The organism is Streptomyces sparsogenes (assembly GCF_001704635.1).
Taxonomy (GTDB): domain Bacteria; phylum Actinomycetota; class Actinomycetes; order Streptomycetales; family Streptomycetaceae; genus Streptomyces; species Streptomyces sparsogenes.
Window position 1 is genome coordinate 29,321 of sequence record NZ_MAXF01000052.1, and the last position, 25,009, is coordinate 54,329.

At 73.3% G+C, this 25,009-nt stretch carries 23 protein-coding genes; 10 read left to right on the forward strand and 13 right to left on the reverse strand.

The features are described from left to right. Positions 1-2: 2 nt before the first annotated feature. Genes nadC through BBH68_RS11465 form a run of 4 tightly spaced genes read right to left on the reverse strand, consistent with a single transcriptional unit; the run spans position 3 to position 4,865 of the window. Positions 3-1,055 carry a carboxylating nicotinate-nucleotide diphosphorylase gene (gene nadC / locus BBH68_RS11450; RefSeq protein ID WP_065961354.1) on the reverse strand — a complete coding sequence of 351 codons (1,053 nt, stop codon included), beginning with the start codon at positions 1,053-1,055 and terminating at the stop codon, positions 3-5. Further along, on the reverse strand, positions 1,052-2,932 hold the full coding sequence (locus tag BBH68_RS11455; RefSeq protein ID WP_076970964.1) for an L-aspartate oxidase: 1,881 nt from the start codon (positions 2,930-2,932) through the stop codon (positions 1,052-1,054). Before BBH68_RS11455 ends, nadC begins: the two co-directional genes overlap by 4 nt. Further along, positions 2,932-3,933, reverse strand: a complete 1,002-nt coding sequence (panC, locus tag BBH68_RS11460; protein WP_065961355.1) for a pantoate--beta-alanine ligase — start codon at positions 3,931-3,933, stop codon at positions 2,932-2,934. The genes BBH68_RS11455 and panC overlap by 1 nt, the downstream gene beginning before the upstream one ends. Further along, the gene (locus BBH68_RS11465; RefSeq protein WP_065961358.1) at positions 3,930-4,865 is read right to left on the reverse strand and encodes a Rossmann-like and DUF2520 domain-containing protein; all 936 of its coding nucleotides are present in this window, start codon (positions 4,863-4,865) and stop codon (positions 3,930-3,932) included. The genes panC and BBH68_RS11465 overlap by 4 nt, the downstream gene beginning before the upstream one ends. Positions 4,866-5,012: 147 nt before the next feature. Between BBH68_RS11465 and BBH68_RS11470 the strand changes: the two genes are divergently transcribed. Continuing rightward, a complete protein-coding gene (locus BBH68_RS11470; protein WP_065961468.1) occupies positions 5,013-6,284 on the forward strand; it encodes a threonine aldolase family protein in 1,272 nt (423 codons plus the stop codon). Positions 6,285-6,314: 30 nt separating this feature from the next. On the opposite strand, the gene BBH68_RS11475 is transcribed toward BBH68_RS11470, so the two are convergent. Beyond that, a complete protein-coding gene (locus BBH68_RS11475; protein WP_065961361.1) occupies positions 6,315-7,016 on the reverse strand; it encodes a response regulator transcription factor in 702 nt (233 codons plus the stop codon). A gap of 53 nt (positions 7,017-7,069) precedes the next feature. Continuing rightward, on the reverse strand, positions 7,070-8,269 hold the full coding sequence (locus tag BBH68_RS11480; protein ID WP_065961470.1) for a sensor histidine kinase: 1,200 nt from the start codon (positions 8,267-8,269) through the stop codon (positions 7,070-7,072). 109 nt (positions 8,270-8,378) lie between these two features. Between BBH68_RS11480 and BBH68_RS11485 the strand changes: the two genes are divergently transcribed. Both BBH68_RS11485 and BBH68_RS11490 read left to right on the forward strand, forming a co-directional pair. Beyond that, positions 8,379-9,455: an SAM-dependent methyltransferase gene (locus BBH68_RS11485; RefSeq protein WP_065961362.1), complete on the forward strand. Its 1,077-nt coding sequence runs from the start codon at positions 8,379-8,381 to the stop codon at positions 9,453-9,455. A gap of 28 nt (positions 9,456-9,483) precedes the next feature. After that, positions 9,484-10,626 (forward strand): NADH-quinone oxidoreductase subunit D, encoded by a 1,143-nt coding sequence (locus BBH68_RS11490; RefSeq protein WP_065961364.1) that lies wholly within the window; start codon positions 9,484-9,486, stop codon positions 10,624-10,626. 82 nt (positions 10,627-10,708) lie between these two features. On the opposite strand, the gene BBH68_RS11495 is transcribed toward BBH68_RS11490, so the two are convergent. The 4 genes from BBH68_RS11495 to BBH68_RS11510 form a co-directional block, all read right to left on the reverse strand. After that, positions 10,709-11,878: a hypothetical protein gene (locus BBH68_RS11495; protein WP_076970963.1), complete on the reverse strand. Its 1,170-nt coding sequence runs from the start codon at positions 11,876-11,878 to the stop codon at positions 10,709-10,711. Positions 11,879-12,077: 199 nt separating this feature from the next. After that, positions 12,078-13,013 (reverse strand): ABC transporter substrate-binding protein, encoded by a 936-nt coding sequence (locus BBH68_RS11500; protein ID WP_065961367.1) that lies wholly within the window; start codon positions 13,011-13,013, stop codon positions 12,078-12,080. A 68-nt stretch (positions 13,014-13,081) separates the two neighbouring features. After that, complete coding sequence (locus BBH68_RS11505) at positions 13,082-13,828, reverse strand: ABC transporter permease (protein ID WP_065961369.1); 747 nt, start codon at positions 13,826-13,828, stop codon at positions 13,082-13,084. Beyond that, the gene (locus BBH68_RS11510) at positions 13,828-14,562 is read right to left on the reverse strand and encodes an ABC transporter permease (protein ID WP_065961370.1); all 735 of its coding nucleotides are present in this window, start codon (positions 14,560-14,562) and stop codon (positions 13,828-13,830) included. Before BBH68_RS11510 ends, BBH68_RS11505 begins: the two co-directional genes overlap by 1 nt. 122 nt (positions 14,563-14,684) lie before the next feature. Here BBH68_RS11510 and BBH68_RS11515 point away from each other — a divergent pair, with 122 nt between their 5' ends. Continuing rightward, entirely contained in the window at positions 14,685-15,857 is a 1,173-nt protein-coding gene (locus BBH68_RS11515; RefSeq protein ID WP_065961372.1) for an ABC transporter ATP-binding protein, read from the forward strand. 37 nt (positions 15,858-15,894) lie between these two features. On the opposite strand, the gene BBH68_RS11520 is transcribed toward BBH68_RS11515, so the two are convergent. Beyond that, entirely contained in the window at positions 15,895-17,031 is a 1,137-nt protein-coding gene (locus BBH68_RS11520; RefSeq protein WP_065961374.1) for an alpha/beta hydrolase, read from the reverse strand. Positions 17,032-17,168: 137 nt separating this feature from the next. Between BBH68_RS11520 and BBH68_RS11525 the strand changes: the two genes are divergently transcribed. The 6 genes from BBH68_RS11525 (at position 17,169) to BBH68_RS11550 (ending at position 22,221) form a co-directional block, all read left to right on the forward strand. After that, positions 17,169-19,004 carry a phosphatidylglycerol lysyltransferase domain-containing protein gene (locus tag BBH68_RS11525; RefSeq protein ID WP_065961376.1) on the forward strand — a complete coding sequence of 612 codons (1,836 nt, stop codon included), beginning with the start codon at positions 17,169-17,171 and terminating at the stop codon, positions 19,002-19,004. Positions 19,005-19,090: 86 nt separating this feature from the next. Continuing rightward, positions 19,091-19,966 (forward strand): dihydropteroate synthase, encoded by an 876-nt coding sequence (gene folP / locus BBH68_RS11530; RefSeq protein WP_174589012.1) that lies wholly within the window; start codon positions 19,091-19,093, stop codon positions 19,964-19,966. Then, a complete protein-coding gene (locus BBH68_RS11535; RefSeq protein WP_065961379.1) occupies positions 19,963-20,454 on the forward strand; it encodes a nuclear transport factor 2 family protein in 492 nt (163 codons plus the stop codon). Before folP ends, BBH68_RS11535 begins: the two co-directional genes overlap by 4 nt. A gap of 214 nt (positions 20,455-20,668) precedes the next feature. Next, the gene (gene folB, locus BBH68_RS11540) at positions 20,669-21,028 is read left to right on the forward strand and encodes a dihydroneopterin aldolase (protein WP_065961381.1); all 360 of its coding nucleotides are present in this window, start codon (positions 20,669-20,671) and stop codon (positions 21,026-21,028) included. Next, on the forward strand, positions 21,025-21,618 hold the full coding sequence (gene folK / locus BBH68_RS11545) for a 2-amino-4-hydroxy-6-hydroxymethyldihydropteridine diphosphokinase (protein ID WP_065961383.1): 594 nt from the start codon (positions 21,025-21,027) through the stop codon (positions 21,616-21,618). The genes folB and folK overlap by 4 nt, the downstream gene beginning before the upstream one ends. A gap of 108 nt (positions 21,619-21,726) precedes the next feature. Next, entirely contained in the window at positions 21,727-22,221 is a 495-nt protein-coding gene (locus BBH68_RS11550; RefSeq protein WP_065961472.1) for a DUF3180 domain-containing protein, read from the forward strand. 12 nt (positions 22,222-22,233) lie between these two features. Here the strand turns inward: BBH68_RS11550 and folE are convergent, their stop codons facing one another. Next, positions 22,234-22,839 carry a GTP cyclohydrolase I FolE gene (gene folE, locus BBH68_RS11555; RefSeq protein WP_065961385.1) on the reverse strand — a complete coding sequence of 202 codons (606 nt, stop codon included), beginning with the start codon at positions 22,837-22,839 and terminating at the stop codon, positions 22,234-22,236. Between the two features lie 128 nt (positions 22,840-22,967). Further along, a complete protein-coding gene (gene ftsH / locus BBH68_RS11560) occupies positions 22,968-25,004 on the reverse strand; it encodes an ATP-dependent zinc metalloprotease FtsH (protein WP_065961386.1) in 2,037 nt (678 codons plus the stop codon). Positions 25,005-25,009: the final 5 nt, after the last annotated feature.

The following is a 25,009-nucleotide window of genomic DNA, read 5'->3' on the forward strand; positions in this document are numbered from 1 at the left end:
GGTCAGCCCGCCTCGGCCTCGCGCTCCGTCCCGGAGGCGCGCAGGTCCAGGCCGATGTCGAGGATCGGGGAGGAGTGGGTGAGCGCGCCGACCGCCAGGAAGTCGACGCCGGTCTCGCCGTACGCCCGCGCGTTGTCCAGCGTGAGGCGGCCGGAGGACTCCAGGGCGGCGCGGCCCGCGACCAGCTCCACCGCCCGCCGGGTCTCCTCCAGGGTGAAGTTGTCCAGCAGGATCAGATCCGCGCCCGCCTCCAGGACCGGGGGGATCTGGTCGAGGGTGTCGACCTCCACCTCCACGTCCACGTCCGGGAACTCGGCGCGCACGGCCTTGAACGCCTCGGCCACGCCGCCCGCCGCGACCACGTGGTTGTCCTTGACCAGGGCCGCGTCCGACAGCGACATGCGGTGGTTGACGCCGCCGCCGCAGCGCACCGCGTACTTCTCCAGCACGCGCAGCCCCGGGGTGGTCTTGCGGGTGTCGCGGACCCTGGCCCCGGTGCCCTCCAGGGCGTCGGCCCAGGCGCGGGTCGCGGTGGCGATGCCGGACAGCCGGCACAACAGGTTGAGCGCGCTGCGCTCGGCGGTCAGCAGATCGCGGGTACGGGTGCGGACGGTCAGCAGCTTCTGGCCGGCGGCGACCCGGTCGCCGTCCTCGACATGCCGCTCGACCTCGAACTCGTCGGTGCAGACGATGGACAGCACCGCCTCGGCGACGCGCAGGCCGGCGACGGTGCCCGCCTCCCGCGCGGTGAAGTCGCCGACGGCCGTGGCGTCCTCGGGGATGGTGGCCACGGTCGTCACGTCCACGCCGTTGTCGAGGTCCTCCTCGATCGCCATGTGGGCGATGTCCTCGACCTTGACGGGGTCGAGCCCGGCGTCGGCCAGCAGCTGGGCGAGGTCGGGGTCCAGACCGCACTCCATCGGGTCCAGCTCGTACGCCTCGTCGTCGGCGCCGCAGCCGCACGCGTCACCGCAGCCGGGGCCCCCGCCGGGGAGGCCGATCTGCAGCAGCGGGAGGGCCACCGGCTGGGTGCGGTCGTCGGGGGTGCTGCTCACGGGTGGGACTCCGTCTCGGTTCGGGGGGTGGTGGGTGAGGGGAAGGCCTGGCGGCCGGGGCGGGCCAACCGGGCGGCCGGGATCGTCCGGCGGGTGGCGGGGAACGCCTCCGACTCCGTCGTACGGACGTCCAGCGTGTCGTCCGGGCGCAGGGTGACCAGGAGATGGCGGCGCCAGGCCGGATCGTCCCGGTCGGGGCGGTCCTCCCGCCAGTGGCAGCCGCGGGTCTCCTCGCGGCGGAGGGCGGCGGCGACCAGGGCGCGGGCGACGAGGAGGAGGTTGGTCGCCTCCCAGCTCTCCACGCCCGGCTCGGCGGTCTTGCCGTCGCGCCGCAGCCGCTCGGCGGCTTCGCCGTGGACCCGCTCCAGCTGGGCGGCGGCCCGGGCCAGGCTCTCGGCGGACCTGAGCACCCCGGCCCCGGCGGTCATGATCCGCTGGATGGTGTACCGGGCCTCGGGGGCCAGCAGCGGACCGTCGCCCGACGCTGTGGTGACGTCGGCGGCGGTGGCATCGGCGGCTGCTTCCGGGACTTCCGGGGCTTCCGGGGCTTCCGGGGTGATGGCGTCCGCCGTGGTGGGATGCGCCGTGGTGGGGCCCGCGGCCGGGGTGCCCGCCGAGGTGATGTCCGCGGCGATGCGCTCGGCGAAGACCAGGCCCTCGAGGAGGGAGTTGGAGGCGAGCCGGTTCGCGCCGTGGACGCCGGTGCAGGCGACCTCCCCGCAGGCGTAGAGCCCCGGGACCGTGGTGCGGCCGCTCAGGTCGGTGCGTACGCCGCCGCTCGCGTAATGCGCGGCGGGCGCCACCGGGATGGGCTCGGTGACCGGGTCGATGCCGTGGGCCCGGCAGGCGGCGAGGATGGTCGGGAAACGGTGCTCCCACATCTGGGCGCCGAAGTGGCGGGCGTCCAGATACATGTGCTCGGCGCCCTGCTCGAGCATCCGCCGCAGGATGCCCTTGGCGACGATGTCGCGGGGGGCGAGCTCGGCCAGCTCGTGCTGCCCCTTCATGAAGCGGACGCCGTCGGCGTCGACGAGATACGCGCCCTCGCCCCGCACCGCCTCCGAGACGAGCGGCTGCTGCCCCTCGGCCTCCGGGCCGAGCCACAGCACCGTGGGGTGGAACTGCACGAACTCCAGGTCGGAGACCTCCGCCCCGGCGCGCAGCGCGAGGGCCACGCCGTCGCCGGTGGAGACGGCGGGGTTGGTGGTGGCGGAGAACACCTGGCCCATGCCGCCGGTCGCGAGGACGACCGCGCCCGCGCGCACCGCGCCGACGCCGTCGTGCCGGCCCTCGCCCATGACGTGCAGGGTGACGCCGGCCGCGCGGCCTGACGCGTCCTTGAGGAGGTCCAGCACCAGCGCGTTCTCGACGGTCTCGATGCCGGCCGCGCGCACCGCCTCGACCAGGGCTCGCGAGACCTCCGCGCCGGTCGCGTCGCCGCCGGCGTGCACGATGCGGCGGCGGTGGTGGCCGCCCTCGCGGGTCAGCAGGATCTCCCCGGTGTCGTCGGCGTCGAACCGGGCGCCGGCGCCGATCAGGCGCCGTATGGCGTCGGGGCCCTCGGTGGCCAGGGTGCGCACGGCCGCCTCGTCGCACAGCCCGGCCCCGGCGACCAGGGTGTCGTCGAGGTGCTGCTCGGGGGTGTCGCCCTCGCCCAGGGCGGCCGCTATGCCGCCCTGGGCCCAGCGGGTGGAGCCGTCGTCGAGGCGGGCCTTGGTGACGACGGTGACCTTCGCCCCCTCGGCGGCGCAGCGCAGCGCCACGGTCAGCCCGGCGACCCCGGAGCCGACGACCACGACATCGGCCTCGACGGCCCAGCCGGGGGCCGGGGCGCGCAGGACCAAACCGGCGGCCGCCGGCTTCTTCTCTGAACTCATCACGCGACTCCGAACCACAGACGGACGTTGTCTATCAGGCGGGTGTCGCCGACCTTGGCGGCGACGGCGAGGACGGCCTCGCCGGTGTGGTCGTCGGCGACCTCGGTGAAGTCCGAGGGGTCGACGAGCGCCACATAGTCGAGGACGAGGGGTGGTTCTAGGAGGGCCGCCGCGTCGAGCACCGCGCGGGCGGCCGCCCGGACCGTCCGGGGGGAGGCCACCCGGGCGGGCCCGGCACCAGGGGGGCTGCCGGGGCCGGGAGGGCTGCCGGGGCTGCGGGGGGCCGGGGCCTGCGCCGCCGCCTGCAGCCCGGCCTCGCGGCCCTCCGACAGCGCGCGGGAGAGGGCCAGGGCGGTGCTCCGCTCCCGCGCCGACAGATAGCGGTTCCGGCTGGAGAGCGCGAGGCCGTCGTCCTCCCTGACCGTCGGGACGCCGACGATCTCGACGGGGAAGTCCAGGTCGAGGACCATGCGGCGGATCAGGGCCAGCTGCTGGGCGTCCTTCTCGCCGAAGAAGGCGAGGTCCGGGCGGGTGAGGTGGAGCAGCTTGGCCACGACGGTGAGCATCCCGTCGAAGTGCCCGGGGCGCGAGGCGCCCTCGTACCGCTCCCCCATGGGCCCGGCGGCCATCCGCACCCGCGGCTCGCCGCCCGCGTAGACCTCCTCGACGGGCGGGGCGAAGACGATGTCCGCGCCCGCGGCGGCCGCGACCTCGAGGTCGGCGTCGAGTGTGCGCGGATAGCGGTCCAGGTCCTCGCCGGCGCCGAACTGCAGGGGGTTGACGAAGACGGTGACCGTCACCAGGCCCTCGGCGCCGACCCGGGCACGGGCCGTGCGTATCAGGGAGGCGTGGCCCTCGTGGAGCGCGCCCATGGTCATGACGACGGCGCGGCGCCCCGGGCCGGCGAACCGCGCCAGGGCGGCCTCGACGTCGGAACGGCGCGCGAACAGCTCCACGCCGGGCTCGCGCGGGCCGGTCTCCGGCGGCAGCTTCGGGCTCACCCTTCCGCCCCTCCCCGGCCGGGGACGTCGGAGACGTCCGAGAGGACGCCCAGCAGGTCCTCGGCGAGCTCGGGCTTGAGCAGCCCGTGGGCGAGCGCCCGGTCCGCGGTCGTACGGGCCATGGCGAGATAGCCGGGGACGGCCTGGGGCGCGTGTCGGTGCAGCTCGGCGACATGGGCGGCGACCGTGCCCGCGTCACCGCGCGCGACCGGGCCGGTCAGCGCGGCGTCGCCGCTGCGCAGCGCGTTGTCCAGGGCGGCGCCCAGCAGCGGGCCGAGCATCCGGTCCGGGGTCCCGACCCCGGCGGTGCGCAGCAGGTCCATGGCCTGGGCGACCAGCGTGACCAGGTGGTTGGCGCCGATGGCGAGGGCGGCGTGGTAGAGCGGCCGGGCCTCCTCGGCGATCCACTCGGGCTCGCCGCCCATCTCGATGACCAGCGCCTCGGCCGCCATGCGCAGCTCCTCGGGCGCGGTGACCCCGAAGGAGCAGCCCGCGAGGCGCTGGACGTCGACGGGGGTGCCGGTGAAGGTCATGACGGGGTGCAGCGCGAGCGGCAGCGCCCCGGCGCGCAGGGCGGGGTCGAGCACGGCCGTGCCGTATCGCCCGGAGGTGTGCACCAGCAGCTGCCCGGGGCGCACCGCGCCGGTCTCGGCGAGGCCGCTGACCAGGTCGGGCAGCGCGTCGTCGGGGACGGTCAGCAGCACCAGCTCGGCCCGCGCCAGCACCTCCGCGGGCGGCACGATCGGGACCTCGGGGAGCAGGGCGGCGGCCCGGCGCACGGAGGCGTCGGAGACGCCGGACGCGGCGACGGGGCGGTGCCCGGCGAGCCGCAGCGAGGCGGCGAGGGCGGGGCCGACGCGACCGGCGCCGACGACCCCGACGGTGAGCCGGGCCGGGCGGTCCTGCGGCTCGGGAAGTGGATGTGCGTTCACGCGACGACGGCCTTCCGTTCCAGTCCTCAGGGGGTACCGGACGATTCCCCGCCATGCTACGCGAGTGTTTCCCAATGATCCGGACCTGTCCCCAGGGCTGTGGAAAACCCCATGCTTTGGCTGTGCGGGTAGGACATGCTCGGCCGCATGGGGAACAGCGCGCACCGGCCGGAACGCCCGGCACAGTCGGAACGCCCGGCACAACCGGAGCAGCCGGCACAACCGGAGCACACGGAACAACCGGCACAGCCGGAGCGGACCGACCGGCCGGAACAGCCGGAGCGGAGCGCGCGGGCCCGCAGGCTCGCCGCGTGGCACGGCTCGACGCGGACGCTGACCGCGCGCCACGCCGGCGCGGGCGGGGAGCGGATCGGCGAGCGGCTGGCCCGGCTGACGGCCGACGCGGCCGGGGCGTACGACCTGGACGACTGGGTGGACCTCTACGGGGGCGGGGTCGTCGAGGAGCTGGAGCGGCGGGTCGCCGATCTGCTCGGCATGGAGGCGGCGGCCTTCTTCCCCACCGGCACCATGGCCCAGCAGATCGCGCTGCGCTGCTGGGCGGGGCGCACCGGCAATCCGGCCGTGGCCGTGCACCCCCTCTCCCACCTGGAGACGTACGAGCGCGACGCCTACCTGACGGTGAGCGGGCTGCGCGCGGTGCGCCCGACGAGCGAGCCGCGGCTGCCCACGGCCGAGGAGGTCCGGGAGCTGGACGAGCCCTTCGGGACGCTCGCCGTGGAACTTCCGCTGCGCGACGCGGGTTTCGTGCTGCCGACCTGGGACGAGCTGACCGCCGTGGTGGAGGCGGCGCGGGAGCGGGAGGCGGTGGTCCACTTCGACGGGGCCAGGCTCTGGGACTGCGCCCCGCACTTCGGGCGCGAGCTGTCGGAGATCGCCGGCCTCGCGGACTCGGTGTACGTGTCGTTCTACAAGTCGCTGGGCGGCATCTCGGGGGCCGCGCTGGCCGGGCCGGAAGCGCTGGTGCGGGAGGCCAAGGCGTGGCGGCACCGGTACGGCGGGGAGCTGTTCCAGCAGTGGCCCGCGGCGCTGGCCGCGCTGGCCGGCCTGGACCGCGAGCTGCCCCGGCTGCCGTCGTACGTGGCGCACGCGAAGGTCGTGGCCGAGGCGCTCGACGAGGCCCTCACGGCCGCCGGGGTGCCCTGGTTCCGGGTGCATCCGCGGCCGCCGCACACCCACCAGTTCCAGGTGTGGCTGCCGTATCCGGCGCGGGCCCTGGAGGAGGCGAGTCTGCGGCTGGCGGAGGAGACACGGACGACGCTGGCCCGCTGGTGGCGGGAGCCGGGGCCGCCCGGCCTGTCCATGACCGAGCTGACGATCGCCTCGTCCGCGCTGGAGTGGACGGCGGCCGATGTCGCGGACGCGGTCGCCGCCTTCCTGGAGCGGATTCCGCGAGCATGACAGCGGGCGCGGTGCGGGCGGCGCGGGGCGTCAGGCCCGGCTGGCGCCGCCCGGGCCCTGGGCCCGCACCAGCCCGGACTCGTACGCCATCACCACCACCTGCACCCGGTCGCGCAGCTCCAGCTTGGTGAGGATGCGGCCCACGTGCGTCTTCACGGTGGCCTCCGAGAGCACCAGGCGCGCCGCGATCTCGCCGTTCGAGAGGCCCTGCGCGACCAGCAGCATGACCTCGCGCTCGCGGTCGGTCAGCCGTTCCAGCTCCGGGCGGCCCGACCCGCCGGACCCGTGGCCGCCGCCCGTGCCCGGCAGCATCGGCGCGAAGCGGTCCAGCAGGCGGCGGGTGGTGCTGGGGGCGACCACCGCGTCGCCGCTGTGCACCGCGCGGATCGCCGCGAGCAGCTCGCCGGGCGGCACGTCCTTGAGCATGAAGCCGCTCGCCCCCGCCTTGAGCGCCGAGAAGGCGTACTCGTCGAGGTCGAAGGTGGTCAGGATGAGCACCTTGGGCGCGCCCTCCCGCCCGCAGATCCGGCGGGTGGCCTCCACCCCGTCGAGCTTGGGCATCCGCACGTCCATCAGGACGACGTCCACCTCGGCGGTGCGCAGCACCTCCAGCGCCTCCGCGCCGTCGCCCGCCTCGGCGACGACCTCCATGTCGGGCTGGGCCGCGAGCACCATCCGGAAGCCGGTGCGCAGCAGCACTTGGTCGTCGACGAGCATGACGCGGATGGACATCCGGTCGGGTCCCTTCCCTCGGTGAACAGGTCTGTGCGGTGCGCGGGGCTGTGTCAGCCGGTCGGCTTGAGCGGCAGCAGGGCGCTGATCCGGAAGCCGCCGCCGGGGCGCGGGCCCGCGTCCAGGGTGCCTCCCACCATGCCGACGCGCTCCCGCATCCCGATCAGGCCGTGGCCCTGGCCGTCCGCGCCGCCGTCCTCGTACATCTCGCGCTGCGCGCCCCGCCCGTCGTCCTCGACGAGGAGGCCGAGCCCGTCGTCGAAGTAGGTCAGGCGGACGCTGGCGCCGACGTCCGGGCCGCCGTGCTTGCGGGTGTTGGTGAGCGCTTCCTGCACGATGCGGTAGGCGGTCAGCTCGACGCCGCTGGGCAGCGGGCGCGGGCTGCCCACGATCTTGAAGTCCACCGGCAGACCCGCGCCGCGGACCTGCTCCACGAGGTCGTCTATCTGCTCCACGTCCGGCTGCGGCACATAGTCGCTGTCGTCGCTCGGCGCCCCCGAGCGCAGCACGCCCAGCAGCCGCCGCATCTCGGCGAGGGCCTGGCGGCCGGTGCCGGAGATCGTCTCCAGGGCCTGCCGGGCCTGCTCGGGCGCGGCGTCCATGACGTACGCGGCGCCGTCGGCCTGGACCACCATCACGGAGACGTTGTGCGCCACGACGTCGTGCAGCTCGCGCGCGATCCGCGCCCGCTCGGCGGCCACGGCCACCTTCGCCTGCGCCTCGCGCTCCTTCTCCAGCCGGGCGGCGCGCTCCTCCAGCTGGGCGTAGTAGGCGCGGCGGGTACGCACGGAGTCCCCGAGCACCCAGGCCAGGATGAACGGGATGGTGGTGAAGGCCAGCGAGATGGCCCACCCCACCGAGGTCCGGTGATCCGGGCCCGGCCAGCGGAGCATGGCGATGACGGGTGCGGCCAGGGCGGCGGCCAGCGCGCACCGGGACGCCCGGCGATCACCCTGGGCCGCCGCCGTGTAGGCGACGACCAGCATCGCGAAGTCCGCGGGGTTGACCGACACGTCCAGCGCGACCTGCGCAAGACCGCACACCGTGACGAGGAGCAGCACCTTCTCGGGGGCGCGGCGGCGCAGCGCGACCGCTGCGCACAGCGCGAGGACGACCGGCACAGCCAGGAGGCGCGGCATGGAGTGCATGGGCGCCTTGAAGACCCACAGGAGCGAGAAGCCGAAGAGGAGGACGGCCCAGAAGCTGTCCAACCCCGTCGGGTGCCTGCGGAGAAAATCGTAGAGGCGCTGCACGTCACCCAGCGTAGGCATGGTGGGTACGTGCGGGGGTCAGCCGGACGGTCGATCCGTGGACCGCTCCCCTACGACCCAGGGTGGATACGGCTCCGCATAACGTGGTCGGGTGGCGAGCGAGACGCGGACATGGCCGGGGTGGCGTGCCGCCACCGAGCACGCCCTCTACGGGCCGGAAGGCTTCTTCCGGCGTGCGGAAGGACCAGCCGGGCATTTCCGTACCTCGGTCCATGCTTCCCGCCGGTACGCGGCGGCGGTCGCCGAGCTGCTGCGGCGGGTGGACCACGCGCTGGGCCGCCCGGAGGAGCTGGCCCTGGTGGACGTGGGCGCGGGGCGGGGCGAACTGCTGACCGGCGTGCTCGCGGAGGCGGCGGGCCTGCCCGGGCGGCCGGCCGAGCGGCTGCGCCCGTACGCCGTGGAGCGCGCCGGGCGCCCACCCGGCCTCGATCCCCGGATCGTCTGGCTCGGGGACCTCGGTGAACTGCCGCGCGGCGGCCTCGACGGGCTGCTCTTCGCCAACGAATGGCTCGACAACGTCCCCGTGGACATCGCCGAGACCGACACGGACGGCGTCCCGCGCCGGGTCCGGGTCAGCCCCGAGGACGGCGCGGAGCGGCTGGGCGAGCCCGTCGGCGGGGCGGACGCGGACTGGCTGGCCCGCTGGTGGCCGTCGGCGCGGGACGAGCCGGGGCTGCGGGCCGAGATCGGCCGGCCGCGGGACGAGGCGTGGGCGGCGGCGGTACGGGCCCTGCGGTCGGGGCTCGCGGTCGCCGTCGACTACGCGCACGAGCGCGGCGCCCGGCCCCCGTTCGGCACGCTGGCCGGCTTCCGGGCGGGGCGCGAGGTGCGGCCCGTACCGGACGGGACCTGCGACCTGACCTGCCATGTGGCGATCGACGCGTGCGCCGCGGCGGGGGCCGCCGCCCTCCGCGACGCCACGCCCGACCGCGCGCCCGCGCCCGTCCTGCTCCCCCAGCGCGAGGCGCTGCGCGCCCTCGGTGTCGAGGGGCGGAGGCCGCCGCTCGCGCTGGCCTCCAGCGACCCGGCGGCCTACGTCCGGGCGCTGGGCGGGGCGGGCGAGGCGGCGGAGCTGCTGGACCCGGCGGGACTCGGGGGCTTCACCTGGCTGCTGCAGCCGGCGGCCGCGGCGTGCGAGGGGCTGCTGGGGCCGGACGGCCGGGATTGACAAGAGGCGGGGCTGAGAGACTGGGCCCATGACGGAGACGACAGTCGGGATCGGCGGCGCCGCGGAGAGCACGGACATGGTGCTCAACATCGGCCCGCAGCACCCGTCCACCCATGGCGTGCTGCGGCTGCGCCTCGTCCTGGACGGGGAGCGCATCCAGAGCGCCGAGCCGGTGATCGGCTACATGCACCGCGGCGCGGAGAAGCTGTTCGAGGCGCGGGACTACCGCCAGATCATCATGCTCGCCAACCGCCACGACTGGCTCTCCGCCTTCTCCAACGAACTCGGCGTCGTCCTCGCCGTCGAGCGGATGCTCGGCATGGAGGTGCCCGAGCGCGCCGTATGGACGCGCACCCTGCTGGCCGAGCTGAACCGGGTCCTCAACCACCTGATGTTCCTCGGTTCCTATCCCCTGGAGCTCGGCGGCATCACCCCGATCTTCTACGCGTTCCGCGAGCGTGAGGACCTCCAGCACGTCATGGAGGAGGTCTCCGGCGGCCGGATGCACTACATGTTCAACCGGGTCGGCGGCCTCAAGGAGGACCTCCCGGCGGGCTGGCTCGGCCGGGCGCGCCAGGCGGTGGCCGAGGTCCGCTCGCGCATGGACGTGTACGACGAGCTGGTGCTCGGCAACGAGATCTTCCGGGGGCGCACCCGGGGCGTGGGCGTGCTGGCGCGCGAGACGGTGCACGCCTACGGGGTGAGCGGACCCATCGCGCGCGCCTCGGGCGTCGACTTCGACCTGCGGCGCGACGAGCCGTATCTGGCGTACGGGGAGCTGCGGGACACCCTGAAGGTCGTCGTCCGGGAGGAGGGCGACTGCCTGGCGCGCTTCGAGTGCCTGCTGGAGCAGACGCACAACTCCCTCGACCTGGCCGACGCCTGCCTGGACCGGATCGCGGAGCTGCCGCCCGGGCCGATCAACCAGCGGCTGCCCAAGGTGCTCAAGGCGCCCGAGGGCCACACCTACGCCTGGACCGAGAACCCGCTCGGCCTCAACGGCTACTACCTCGTCTCGAAGGGCGAGAAGACGCCGTACCGGCTGAAGCTGCGGTCGGCGTCGTACAACAACATCCAGGCGCTGACCGAGCTGCTGCCGGGCACGCTGGTCGCCGACATGGTGGCCATCCTCGGCTCGCTCTTCTTCGTCGTCGGCGACATCGACAAGTGAGCGGTGACAAGTGAGCGCCGGCGGGTGAACGCCGGCGCGTGGTCGGGCCGTGGAGGGCGCGGGGCCGGCGCGGTGGCCGGCCCTACGAGATCGCGCTGCGCAGCTCCGGAAGCTCGATGTGCTCGGCCTCCTCATGGGCGGTCAGGTCGATGACCTCGCCCACCGCGCCCTTGCCGGCCTCCGCGAGCGTCTCCGCGCCGATCACGTCGGCGAGGTCCTCCTCGGGCGCCTCCGGGCGCGCGGCGGGGACGGCCGCGCGCTGGGCGGCCTCGGCGGGGACGGCCGGGTCGGATGGCTCGGCCTCCGACTCGGCGGCGGGCTCGGCCGACTCCGGCTGCCGCTTCTTGGGCTGCTTCTTCTGCGTGCCGAAGTAGTCGAAGCCGCCCTCCGGGCGGGACGCGGCCCGGCGCGCCGCGGCGTAGGGCACCACGGCGGAGGCCGCCGTGCGGGCGTGCGGCCGCGGCTCTCCGGGCGCCGCCTCACGGGACGCCACCTCGGACGCCGCCTCACGGCAGACGGCCTCGCCGGACGCGAGCCCACCGGACGCGAGCCCACCGGACGCCGACGCACCCGACGCAAGCTCAACCGGCCCACCGAACGCCGACTCACCGAACACCGGTCCACCCGACGCCGACCCACCGAACGCCGACCCACCCGACGCCCGCTCACCGGCCGCGACCTCACCCGCCGCGTGCTCGCTCTCCGCCCGCTCCTCGGCGCGCGGCTGGCGCGGGATCCGCTCCCGCTCCTCCCGCTGCCTGCGCGCGTTGCGCACCAGGTGGCGCATCGCCTCGTCGGCCCGCGCGTACGCCTCGGCGGTCGGGGCACCGGCCACGGGGGTGCCGCCGACGGACTCGGCCGGAGCCGCGGGCTCGGGGGCCGCCGGCGCGGGCTCCGGCTCCCTGGCCGGGGCCGCGGCCTCCAGCTCCAGCCGCCGGCGGCCCTCCAGGGCCCTCGCCCGCTCCGTCTCGGCCGTGGCGTAGCGGCGCAGCAGCGCGGCGTGCTCGTTGCGCAGCCGCGCCAGCTCCGACCGCTTGGCGCGCAGCTTGGTGTTGAGCGCGGCCTGCAGCTCGGCGGCCTTCTCGGCGCCGGCCTCGAGTTCGGCGATCCGGTCCTCGTACTTGAGCTCCTGCCGCGCGCTCTCGCTGGCGACCTCGGCGACCCGCCGCCCGGCGGCGCGGTCCCAGCTCCGCATCAGGACGGCGCCGACGACCGCGGCGGCTGCCGCGGTCGCCGTGAGGCCACGGATCACGACCGTATCGCCGACCAGCCAGGCACCGGCGGCGCACGCCATTGACGCGGCTGCGACCGACAAAGGGGGAAGTAGCCTGTGAAGAGGTGGGGATTGGCGGTGACGTCCACGTGGCATGGGCCGAAACTTACCGTGCGGGCGGCCCGCATGGGGCCCCGCCCCGCCAAATTCCGCGCCGATATGCCGAGCCGTTACCCGGCTAGTCCTTCACGAGTCCCTTCTCCTTCAGGTAGTCCTCGGCGACGTCGGACGCCTTCAGCCGCTCCCCGTCCACCTTCTTGTTGAGTTCGGTGAGATCGGCGGTGGTCAGCACCTTGTTGAGCTTGTTGAGCGCGTCCGCGATCTTCTTCGAGCCCGCGGTCTTCGCATTCACGACGGGCAGGACGTTGTCGGCATTCTGCAGTTTCTTGTCGTCCTTCAGCAGGACGAGTCCGAACTGGCTGAGGGTGGCGTCCGTGGTCGTGGTCAGCACCAGCTGGTCCTTGCCGTCCTTGACCGCCTGCTTGGCCTGGACGCTGCCGACCTCGACCGAGTCGATGCCGGTGATGTCTATCCCGTACGTCTTCTCCAGGCCGGGCTGGCAGAAGGGGCGCTTGGGGCATTCGTCGCCGGCCGCCAACTTGATCTTCTGCTTGGACTTTCCGAGGTCGGAGAGCGTCTTCAGATCGTGCTTCTCGGCGAAGTCCTTGTGCACGGCGAAGGCGTTCTGGTCGACGGCCTCGCCGGCCGGCAGCACCTTCAGCCCGCGCGGCTCGGCGAGTTCCCGGAGCGCCTTCACCGTGGCGTCGACGTCCGAGGAGGCGACGGACTTGGCATTCGGCCCGTTCTTCTTCTGATTCAGATATTCGGCCATCGTGGCCGCGTACTCCGGCACGACATCGATCTCGCCCTTCTCCAGAACCGGTTCGTACAGTTCCCGGGACTGGATCGTCTTGACCGACGCCTTGTAGCCGGCGTCCTCCAGCAGCCCCACGTACAGCGCCGCGAGGATCTTGGACTCGGTGAAGCCGGCCGAGCCGACCACCACCGAGCCCTCGCTCTTCCTCTCCAGGCTGTCGCCGCCGCACGCGGTGAGGCCGGCCGCCAGCGCCGCGACGGTCGCGGCCGCCCCGGCCACTCGGAAGATCTTGCTCATTGGGATTCCCCGTCCATAGATGACACGCGGTGCCCTGGGACACCGCACACGTTCGGCACGGCCATGTCTCACCCGGCAGGGTCCGGCACGGCCGGTGCCTTGGGCGCCTGGTCCGCGGGCGGACGCCGGCCCGCGACCGCCGTCCGGCCGCCGCGGCGGCGCATCGGGTCCAGCAGCCACTGCAGGCCGATGAACAGGCCCTCGATCAGCAGGGCGAGGGCGGCGACCAGCACCGCCCCGGCCACCACCTGGGCGGTGTCGGTGGTCCGGAAGCCCGCCGTGATGATCCGGCCGAGCCCGCCGCCGCCGGGCAGCGCCGCGAGCGTCGCGGTCGCCACCACCTGGACGGCCGCCGAGCGCACCCCCGTCATGATCAGCGGGAAGGCGAGCGGCAGCTCGACCCTGGCGATCAGCTGACCGCCCGTCATCCCCATGCCCCGGGCGGCCTCCACGACCTCGCGGTCCGCCTCGCGCATCCCCACATAGGCGTTGGTGAGCAGCGGCGGAACGGCGAACAGCACCAGCGCGATGACCGTGGGCCAGTCGCCGTGGGTGCCCAGGGGGCTGAGCAGCAGCAGGACCAGGACCGCGAAGGTGGGCACGGCCCGGCCCGCGTTGGAGATGTTGACCGCGAGGGCGCCGCCCTTGCCGATGTGGCCGAGCGCGACGGCCACCGGCAGGGCGATCGCGCACGAGATCACCAGGCAGACCAGGGTCAGATAGAGATGCTGGCCGAGCCGGTGCCACACGCCGTCGCCGCCCGACCAGTGCGACCCGGTGGCCAGCCACGACCAGGCCTCGCCGATGACCCCCATCAGGCCGTCCTCGCCTTCGTCCGCGCCCTCTTCCCATCCTTGCGCGCCTTCTTGCGCGCCTTGGCTCCGCCGCTCCGCGCCCAGGGGGTGAGCAGCCGCTGTACGCCCAGCAGCAGCAGATCCGCCACGATCGCCAGGGCCACGCACAGCACCGAGGCGGTGAGCACCTGCGCCTTGAAGTAGCTCTGCATGCCCTCGTAGATGAGGTTGCCCAGACCGCCGTAGCCGATGATCGCGCCGACCGTGGTGAGCGAGACGGTGGAGACCGTGGTGATCCGCAGCCCGGCCATCAGCGCGGGCAGCGCGAGCGGCAACTCCACGCCGAACAGCAGGCGCACCGGGCCGTAGCCCATGCCGCGGGCCGCCTCGCGGGCCTCTTCGGGCACCGAGGCCAGCCCGGCCAGGATGTTGCGCACCAGGATCGTGAGCGAGTACAGCACCAGACCGGTGATCACCACCGCGGCCGAGACCCCGAAGAAGGGCAGCAGCAGCGAGAACATCGCCAGCGAGGGCACCGTGTAGAGGACCGTCGTCAGCCCCAGCACCGGGCCCGCCACGACCCGCCACCGGCGGGCCAGCAGCGCCAGCGGAAGGGCGACCACCAGCCCGATGGCGACCGACGCCAGGGTGATCCACACATGCTGGACCGTCGCGTCCGTCAGCTCCTGACTGCGCGTACGTACATATTCCCCGCAGATCCAGTCATTGCTGATCAGGCAGCTCTGTCCGGCCACGCGGTCACCTCCCCGTCCATTGCCGGTGACCTGGCGACCCTAACCCCGGGCACCGACAATCTCGTCCGCTCGCCACACAACAGAAACAATTCGAGGCGAGAATGCGGCCACAATGGGGAGCCATGATCCGGTTCGAGAACGTCACCAAGCGCTACGCCGACGGAACCACGGCCGTCGACGATCTGTCCTTCGAGGTCGCGGAGGGCGAGCTGGTCACGCTCGTCGGACCGTCCGGCTGCGGCAAGACCACCACCATGAAGATGGTCAACCGGCTCATCGAGCCGACCTCGGGCCGGATCTTCCTGGACGGCGAGGACATCGCCGCGGTCGCCCCGGTGAAGCTGCGCCGCCGCATCGGCTATGTCATCCAGCAGGTCGGCCTCTTCCCGCACAAGACCGTGCTGGAGAACACCGCCACCGTCCCGCAGCTGCTCGGTTGGCAGCGCAGGAAGGGGCGGGACCGCGCCGCCGAACTCCTCGACCTGGTCGGCCTCGATCCCTCCGTCTACGGTGACCGCTACCCCGACCAGCTCTCCGGCGGGCAGCGCCAGCGGGTGGGCGTGGCCCGGGCGCTGGCCGCCGACCCGCCGGTGCTGCTGATGGACGAGCCGTTCGGGGCCGTGGACCCGGTGGTGCGGGAGCGGCTGCAGAGCGAGTTCCTGCGGCTGCAGTCCCAGGTGCGCAAGACGGTGCTGCTGGTGACGCACGACATCGAGGAGGCCGTCCGGCTCGGCGACCGCATCGCGGTGTACGGGGCCGGGCGGATCGAACAGTTCGACACCCCGGCGTCGGTGCTGGGCGCCCCCGCCACCCCGTACGTCGCGGACTTCGTCGGCGCGGACCGCGGTCTGAAGCGGCTGTCCGTGACCCCCATCGAGCCGGGCGACCTCGAACAGCCTCCGGTGGTCCACCTGGACGACCCGCTGGCCAAGGCCGCCGCCCGGCTGTCGGCCGACGGGGCGCGCTGGGCCGTCGTCCTGGACGACGCGGACCGGCTGCACGGCTGGATCCCGGTGGACGCCGCGGCCGGGGCGGGCGACGACCGGGCCGCGGGGACCGTACGGGACCACGCCCGTCGCATGGAGGCGTGGCTGCCGGTCGGCTCCTCGCTCAAGCGGGCGTTCAGCACGATGCTGCAGCACGACGCGGGCTGGATCGCGGTCCTCGACGAAGACCGCTTCCTCGGGGTGCTCACCCCCGCCCGCCTCCACGAGGCGCTGCGCCGCTCGATCGACGCCGACGCGGGCGGCATCGCCCGGGCGGAGGTGGAGCTGCAGACGGTCGCCGACGCGTGACGCCCCTCAGGGTCTGAGGCCGGGCGGTCGCCGCGACTCAGCGGTCGCTGAGGCGGCCGCCCAGCCACTCCAGCGCGGCGGGCACCTCGCGCCGCCAGGTGTTGAAGTTGTGGCCGCCGGTGTTCAGGATGATGGAGGAGATCCTGGTGGGCTCGCCCCGGCGGTTGACCTCCTTGACCTTCTCTATGAACTTCACGGTGTCGTTGTAGTTCTTCTCGCCGTGCTCGCTGCTGGACACCAGCAGGGACACCGGCGGCGCGGGCTTGTGGTCCAGCCGCCACATCAGGTCGTTCTCCCGCTCCAGCCGCTTGCTGCCGCCGAACAGGTCGCCGGTGGTCGCGTCGATCGGGGACTTGTACGAGGGGGACAGCCCGGCGGCGGCGGAGAAGGACTCGGGGTGGCGCATGGCCATCTTGAGCGCGCAGTAGCCGCCGGTGGAATTCCCGATGACGCCCCAGTCGCGGGCGTGCTCGCCCACCCGGTAGTGCCCCGCCACCGCGCTCGGCACGTCCTTGGTGAAGAACGTCTCGGTCCGCGGGCCGCCGGGCACGTCCATGCACTCGGTGTCCCGCGGCGGGGCGACGGTCGGACGCATCAGCACCAGGACCACCGGCCGCATCCTGCCCTCTTTGTTCAACCTCAGGGCCGTCTGGGGGTATTTCAGGCCATTGATCAGCGCCTCGGTGGTGCCCGGATACCCGGTCAGCACCAGCGCGGCGGGGAAGTCGCGCCCGGCGTACGCCGGCTGGAAGTACTGCGGCGGCAGATAGACGTACGCCGGGGAGGCCAGCCCGGAGAGCGGCCCCTTGATGGTGACCTTCTCGATCCGACCGACCGCCGCCGGCGCCGAGCCGCCGCCCGAGACGTTCATCTTCCGGCTCTCGGTGACCAGTATCCGGGTGCTGCCCGGCGCGTCGTGGTTGACCACCACGCCCGGTTCGGTCTCGGTGCCCAACAGGTCCGACCAGGAGCCGTAGAAGCCGAAGGACTGGTTGGCGAACAGGCCCAGCGCGGCGAACAGCGACACCTGGGTGACCAGGAGCAGGCCGATCCGGCCCAACACCGCGGCCACTCCGCGCCGGGCGAAGCGCGGCCAGAGCCATACTGTGGCCCCGAACAGCAGCACCGACGCGACGACTGACACCATCACGACGTTGTTGCTCGTAAGACCCATCACTATCTTCCTGCCGGGCGGCCGGCTCCTCCGTGCCGCGATGGAACCCCGCCCCGTCAAACGTCGTCTTGCTGGGCGCGAAATGTCCAGAAGGCGCGCCAAAGACGGATCTCTCGACCGGAGCGACGGGAAAGCGAATGTCTGACAGTCAAGATGCCGAAAAGTCCGGAAGGGTTGCCTCCCGGCCGCGGAGGCTGCCGCGCGGGCCCCGGCCCGAGGCGGTGCCAACCGCCGTCGGCACCGCCTGCACGCTGATCGGGCTGCTCAACATCGTCTTCCCGCGCCTCCGCTACAGCAAGGTGCACGCCCTGGCCGACGTGCTGCCCGGCGCGGTGAGCTCGCTGGCCGCCGCCGCGTCCATCGTGGTGGGGCTTCTGCTGCTGATGCTGGCCCACGGGCTCAAGCGGCGTAAGCGGCGCGCCTGGGTCGCCGCCGTCAGCCTGCTGCCCGTCGGCGCCGCCGCCCAGCTGCTGTACCGGCACTCGATATGCGGGGCGGTGCTCTCGCTGGTGCTCCTGGGCGTCATGATCCGCTACCGGCGGGAGTTCGCGGCGCTGCCGGATCCGCGCAGCCGCTGGATGGCGCTGGCCAACTTCGTGGTGCTGGGCGCGGTGAGCGTCGGACTCGGGCTGCTGATCGTCCGCTCGCACCCCGACGACCTGGTGGGACGGCCCTCGTTCGGGGAGCAGCTGGAGCATGTGCTGTGGGGGCTGTTCGGCTTCGAGGGGCCGGTCGGCTACCGCGACGGCACCGACTACACCGTCGGCTACTCCCTCGGCGCGCTGGGCCTGCTGACCGTCGCCACCACCGCCTACCTGGCGTTCCGCCCCGAACACCCCGCCGCCCGGCTGACCCCCGCCGACGAGGAGCGGCTGCGCGCCCTGCTCGACGCGCACGGGCGCCGGGACTCGCTGGGCCACTTCGCGCTCCGCCGCGACAAGGGCGTGGTCTTCTCGCCCAGCGGCAAGGCCGCGGTCTGCTACCGCGTGGTCTCCGGGGTGATGCTCGCCAGCGGCGACCCGGTCGGCGACGTGGAGGCCTGGCCGGGCGCCATCGCCCGCTTCATGGAGGAGGCGCGGGCACACTCCTGGACCCCGGCGGTCATGGGGTGCAGCGAGACCGGGGGCGAGGTGTGGACCCGGGAGACCGGCCTGGACGCGCTGGAGCTCGGCGACGAGGCGATCGTGGACGTGGCGGACTTCACCCTGTCCGGGCGCGCCATGCGGAACGTCCGCCAGATGGTCAAGCGCATCGAGCGGGCCGGGTACGAGACCCGGGTGCGGCGCGCCCGCGACCTGGGCGAGGAGGAGCTGGAGACCATCCGGAAGGCCGCCGCGGACTGGCGGGGCACCGACACCGAGCGCGGCTTCTCCATGGCGCTGGGCCGGATCGGCGACCCGGCGGACGGGGACGCGATCATCGCCACCGCCCACAAGGCGCCCGAGGACGGCGCCGAGCCCGGCCCGTACGGGGACCTCAAGGCCGTGCTGCACTTCGTGCCGTGGGGCCGGGACGGGATGTCGCTGGACCTCATGCGCCGCGACCGCACCGCCGACCCGGGCATGAACGAACTGCTGATCGTCGCCTCGCTGCAGGCCGCCGGGGAGCTGGGGATCACCCGCGCGTCGCTGAACTTCGCCATGTTCCGCTCCGCGCTGGCCCGCGGCGAGAAGCTGGGCGCGGGCCCGGTGCTGCGCGGCTGGCGGGGGCTGCTGGTGTTCCTGTCGCGCTGGTTCCAGATCGAGTCGCTGTACAAGTTCAACGCCAAGTTCCAGCCGCGCTGGGAGCCGCGCTTCGTGGTCTTCCGCCACACCCGCGACCTGCCGCGCATCGGCCTGGCCGCGATGCAGGCCGAGGGCTTCGTCTCGCTGGCCCTCCCCCGGCTGCTGCGCCGCGGCCGGCGCCCCGAGCCGAGGCCCTGCGCCCACCAGGTCCCGGCCGCCGCCCCCGGCCGGCTCGAACAGGCCGCGTGACACCCCCGCCCGGCGCGGCGGGACCCGGCGTGCCGGCACGGGCGTCCGGGCGCGGCAGGGGGCGGGAGTACGCCTAGGCTGGGGTCATGAGGAGCTTGCGTGGACGGGGGCGGGTGGCCGGACTGCCGGAGTGGGACCGGTGCGCGGTGATGGGCGTGGTCAACGTCACACCCGATTCGTTCTCGGACGGCGGCCAGTGGTTCGACCCGGAGCTGGCCGTCAAGCACGGCCTGGATCTGGCCGCGGCCGGGGCCGACCTGGTGGACGTCGGGGGCGAGTCCACTCGTCCGGGCGCGACCCGGGTGGACGAGGCCGAGGAGCTGCGGCGGGTGGTCCCGGTGGTGCGCGAGCTGGCCGCCGCGGGGCTCCTGGTCAGCGTCGACACCATGCGGGCCTCGGTCGCCGAGCGGGCGGTCGAGGCCGGGGCGCGGCTGGTCAACGACGTGAGCGGGGGCGGCGCCGATCCGGCGATGGTCCCGATGGTGGCCGCCGCCGAGGTGCCCTTCGTGGTGATGCACTGGCGCGGCCAGTCGATCGACATGAATAACCGCGCCGCGTACGGGGATGTGGTCGGCGAGGTCGTCGCGGAGCTGCGGGCGAGCCTGGAGCGGGCGGTAGCCGGCGGCATCGATCCGGAGCGGATCGTGCTGGACCCCGGCCTCGGCTTCGCGAAGGACGCCGAGCACGACCTGGCGCTCGTCGCGCGGCTGGGCGCGCTGCGGGAGCTGGGGCGGCCGCTGCTGGTGGCGGCCTCACGGAAGCGGTTCCTGGGGCGCGTGCTGGCCGGGGACGGCGGCAGCCCGCCGCCCGCCCGGGAGCGGGACGCGGCGACGGCGGCGGTGTCGGCGATCGTGGCGCGGGAAGGCGCGTGGGCGGTCCGGGTGCACGAGGTGCGCGCGAGCGCCGACGCGGTGCGCGTGGCCCGGGCGATCGAAGCGGCGGACACGGCGGGAGCGGTGTGACTTCCCTGACGGACAGCGAGCGGGTGGCCCTGGCCAACACCGCGCTGTACGAGGCCATGGAGCAGGGCGACCACGGGGCGATGTCGCGGCTGTGGCTCGACGACCCGGACCTTGAGGTGTCCTGTGTGCACCCGGGCTGGCCGGTGCTGCGCGGGCGCGGCGAGGTGCTCCGCTCCTACGCGCTGATCATGGCGAACACCGACTACATCCAGTTCTTCCTGACGGATGTGGAGGTGTCGGTGATGTCCGACACCGCGATGGTGACCTGCACGGAGAACATCCTCAGCGGGGCCCCGGCGGAGGAGGAGGGCCAGCTCGGCCCGCTGGTGGGGCAGCTGGTGGTGGCCACCAACGTCTTCCGGCGGACCGAGGACGGCTGGAAGGTGTGGGCGCACCACGGCTCGCCGGTCCTGGCGGAGCGGGACGACGACGCGGCCGCGGGGGACGCCGAGGGCCCGGACGACGACCCGGACCAACTGCTGCCGTGAACCCCGCCGCCCGGGCGTGAGATCTGCGTCATGGGCGGGTAGGGGGAAGTGACGCGGGGGCCCGGGGCAGCGCGCGCCACGGCCCCCGTGAGCGGGCGCTGTCCTTGCTCGCAGGTAGATTCGAAGGAGGTACCCCCGCCGACGGCGGGGGACGGGTGGTGCGTTCCGGGCAGATCGGGCGCGCCCCGCACCGACGACAGCAGGAGTGATTCGGGTGGATCGTGTCGCGCTGCGCGGCCTGAGGGCCCGCGGGCACCACGGGGTGTTTCCCCATGAGCGCGAGGAGGGGCAGACCTTCGTCGTGGACCTGGTGCTCGGCCTGGACACCCGGCCCGCCGCGGCCGCCGACGACCTCACCAAGACCGTCCACTACGGCGTGGTGGCCGAGCAGGTCGTGGAGGTCGTGGAGGGCGAGCCGGTCGACCTGATCGAGACCCTCGCCGAGCGGATCGCCGAGCGGTGCCTGGGTCACGAGGCGGTGCGGGAGGTCGAGGTCGTGGTGCACAAGCCGGAGGCCCCGATCACCGTGCCCTTCGACGACGTGACCATCACCATCACCCGGAGCCGAGCATGAGCAGCAGCGACCCGACCGTTCAGCCCGTCCCAGCCTCCGTCGTGGAGCGGGTGGACGCCGCCGATGTGACGTTGTCGAACCCGAAATGGGCGGTGATCTCGCTCGGCAGCAATCTGGGCAACCGCCTGGAGACCCTGCAGGGCGCGATCGACGCGCTGGAGGACACCCCGGGCCTGCGGGTCAAGGCGGTCTCCCCGGTGTACGAGACCGAGCCGTGGGGGGTGGACCCCGGCGCCCAGCCGTCGTATTTCAACGCGGTGGTGCTGGTCAAGACGACGCTGCCGCCCTCCTCGCTGCTGGAGCGGGGACACGCCATCGAGGAGGCCTTCGAGCGCGTGCGCGACGAGCGCTGGGGCCCCCGGACGCTGGACGTGGACATCGTCTCGTACCAGGACGTGGTCTCCGACGACCCGGCGCTCACCCTCCCCCACCCCCGCGCGCACCAGCGCGCCTTCGTGCTCGTCCCCTGGCACGACGTGGACCCGGGCGCCGAGGTCCCGGGGCTCGGGGCGGTCTCGCGGCTGCTGGCCGAGGTGGGCCGGGAGGGCGTCCAGGTGCGGGCGGACCTGGAACTGCGACTGCCCGAATAGACGTTGATCCCGTAGATTCCGCGCGATGACGTACGACTCGGATCCGCGACGCCGTACGACGCGATGCCGTACGACGCGACAACGTATGACTTGAGGGGCGACCGCTCGGTGAAGCAACTTCGGATCGGGCTGTTGGTCGGGCTGTTCGCCGCGGCCGGGGTGGTGTCATGGGCGGGCGCCCGGCTGTGGGACACGCTGGGCTCGCTGCCGAGCGTGCCGGTGGCCGCGCCGATCGTGCTGGCCCTGATCGCGGTCGTGCTGACCGCGACCGCCCTGTCCCTGCGGTCCCGGCTGCGCGCCCAGCGCGAGCGCCGGCCCGGCGCGAAGGGCGTGGATCCGCTGGTGGCCGCCCGCGCGGTGGTCTTCGGCCAGGCGAGCGCGCTGGTGGCGGCGCTGGTGTCGGGGATGTACGGCGGCGTCGGCGTCTTCCTGCTGATGGAGCAGTTCGACGTGCCCGCCCGCAAGGACCAGGCCATCTACGCGGGGGCCTCGGTGCTGGCGGGCGCGGCCGTGGTCGCCGCCGCCTTCTTCCTGGAGCGGGTGTGCAAGCTGCCGGAGGACGACGACACGGGGAACGGCCCGGGGGCGGCGGCCCGGGCGTAGGGGTGTCTCCGGCTAGCGCGCCATGATGAGGCTCATCGCCTCGGCGCGGGTCGCCGGGTCGTGCAGCTGGCCGCGCACGGCCGAGGTGAGGGTCTTGGCTCCCGGCTTGCGCACCCCGCGCATGGTCATGCACATGTGCTCGCACTCGACCACCACGATCACCCCGCGCGGCTCCAGGATCCGCATCAGGGAGTCGGCGATCTGGGTGGTGAGCCGCTCCTGCACCTGCGGGCGGCGGGCGTAGACGTCGACGAGCCGGGCCAGCTTGGACAGCCCCGTGATCTTGCCGTCGCTGGACGGGATGTAGCCGACGTGGGCGACGCCGACGAAGGGCACCAGGTGGTGCTCGCAGGAGGACATCACCTCGATGTCCTTGACCAGCACCATCTCGTCGTGGCCGAGGTCGAAGGTGGTGGTGAGGACCTCCTCGGGCTTCTGCCACAGCCCGGCGAATATCTCCCGATACGCGCGGGCCACCCGCGCCGGGGTCTCGCGCAGCCCCTCCCGCTCCGGGTCCTCGCCGACGGCGATGAGCAGCTCACGGATCGCCCGCTCGGCTCGCTTCTCGTCGAAGACACCGAGCGGGACCTCGCCGTCCAGCGTTATCGGGTCGGTCATGGAGCTGCCTCGTTCCTCATGCCCAGCGAAAAAAGTCGTGAAAACGCGGAATGCCGCGTCCCCCAGGCTAAAACCTGGGGGACGCGGCCTTCATTCCGGGCCCGGATAAGCCCGGGCGAGGGGCCGGCTCAGCTCTCCGGGCCGGCCTCCTCCGGGCGCTCCGCGGCGTCCTCGGGGGTACCGGCCTTGGTGAGGCCGGCCGCCGACGGCGGCTGGGCGCCATTGGCCGGGGCCAGCTCCCGCGGGGAGAGCACCGGCGGGCGGGTGGAGGGCATACGCCGCGAGGAGCCGGTCCAGGCCGGGCGGGCCGGGCGCTTGACGATGGGGGCGAAGATCTCGGCGATCTCCTCCTTGTTCAGCGTCTCCTTCTCCAGCAGCGCCAGGACCAGGTTGTCCAGGACGTCGCGGTTCTCGACGAGGATCTCCCACGCCTCGTTGTGCGCGGCCTCGATGAGCTTCTTGACCTCCTCGTCGACCAGCGCGGCGACCTCTTCGGAGTAGTCGCGCTGGTGGGCCATCTCACGGCCCAGGAACGGCTCGGAGTTGTCGGAGCCGAACTTGATCGCGCCGAGCCGCTCGGTCATGCCGTACTGCGTGACCATCGCGCGGGCCGTGGCGGTCGCCTTCTCGATGTCGTTGGACGCGCCCGTGGTCGGGTCGTGGAAGACGAGCTCCTCGGCGGCGCGGCCGCCCATCATGTAGGCGAGCTGGTCCAGCATCTCGTTGCGCGTGGTCGAGTACTTGTCCTCGTCCGGCAGGACCATGGTGTAGCCCAGGGCCCGGCCGCGGGAGAGGATGGTGACCTTGTGCACCGGGTCGCTGTTCGGAGAGGCCGCCGCGACCAGGGCGTGACCGCCCTCGTGGTACGCGGTGATCTTCTTCTCCTTCTCGCTCATGATCCGGGTCCGCTTCTGCGGGCCGGCCACGACGCGGTCGATCGCCTCGTCCAGGAAGTGGTTGTCGATCAGCTTCTTGTCGCTGCGGGCCGTCAGCAGCGCGGCCTCGTTCAGCACATTGGACAGATCGGCACCGGTGAACCCGGGGGTGCGGCGGGCGACGGCGGAGAGGTCGACGTCCGGCGCGACCGGCTTGCCCTTCTGGTGGACCTTGAGGATCTCCAGACGGCCCTGCATGTCCGGGCGGTCGACGGCGATCTGCCGGTCGAAGCGGCCCGGGCGCAGCAGCGCCGGGTCGAGGATGTCCGGCCGGTTGGTCGCGGCGATCAGGATGACGCCGCCCTTCACGTCGAAGCCGTCCATCTCGACGAGCAGCTGGTTCAGGGTCTGCTCGCGCTCGTCGTGACCGCCGCCCATGCCGGCGCCGCGGTGGCGGCCGACGGCGTCGATCTCGTCGACGAAGACGATCGCCGGCGCGTTGGCCTTGGCCTGCTCGAACAGGTCGCGGACGCGGGAGGCACCCACACCCACGAACATCTCGACGAAGTCGGAGCCGGAGATCGAGTAGAAGGGGACACCCGCCTCGCCCGCGACGGCGCGCGCGAGCAGCGTCTTGCCGGTGCCGGGCGGGCCGTACAGCAGCACGCCCTTGGGGATCTTGGCACCCACGGCCTGGAACTTCGCCGGCTCCTGGAGGAACTCCTTGATCTCCTGGAGCTCCTCGACCGCCTCGTCGGCGCCCGCCACATCGGCGAACGTCGTCTTCGGGGTGTCCTTGGTGATCAGCTTGGCCTTCGACTTGCCGAAGTTCATCACCCGGGAGCCGCCGCCCTGCATCTGATTCATCAGGAACAGGAAGACGACGACGATCAGAACGAACGGGAGCAGCGACAGCAGGATCCCGACGAACGGGTTCTGCTTCGAGGTCGTGACGTTGTACCCGTCCGGGATGCCGCCCTGCTTCTGGGCGTTGGCCTGCAAGGTCCGGGCGATGTCGAGGCCCTGGTCACCGATGTAGGTGGCCTGGAGCTTGTTGCTGCCCGAGATCTTGGCGACGTTGTCCTTGAGCTCGATCTTGATCTTGTGCTCGTCGCCGGTCGTCAGCTCGGCGGACTGGACCTGGTTCCTGTTGATCGCCTTGACGACCTGGCTGGTGTCCACCGACTTGTAGCCGCCGGACGAGCCGACGACCTGCATCAACACGACCACGGCGAGGACGGCCAGCACGATCCACATGACCGGCCCACGGAAGTAGCGCTTCACGTCCATCCATA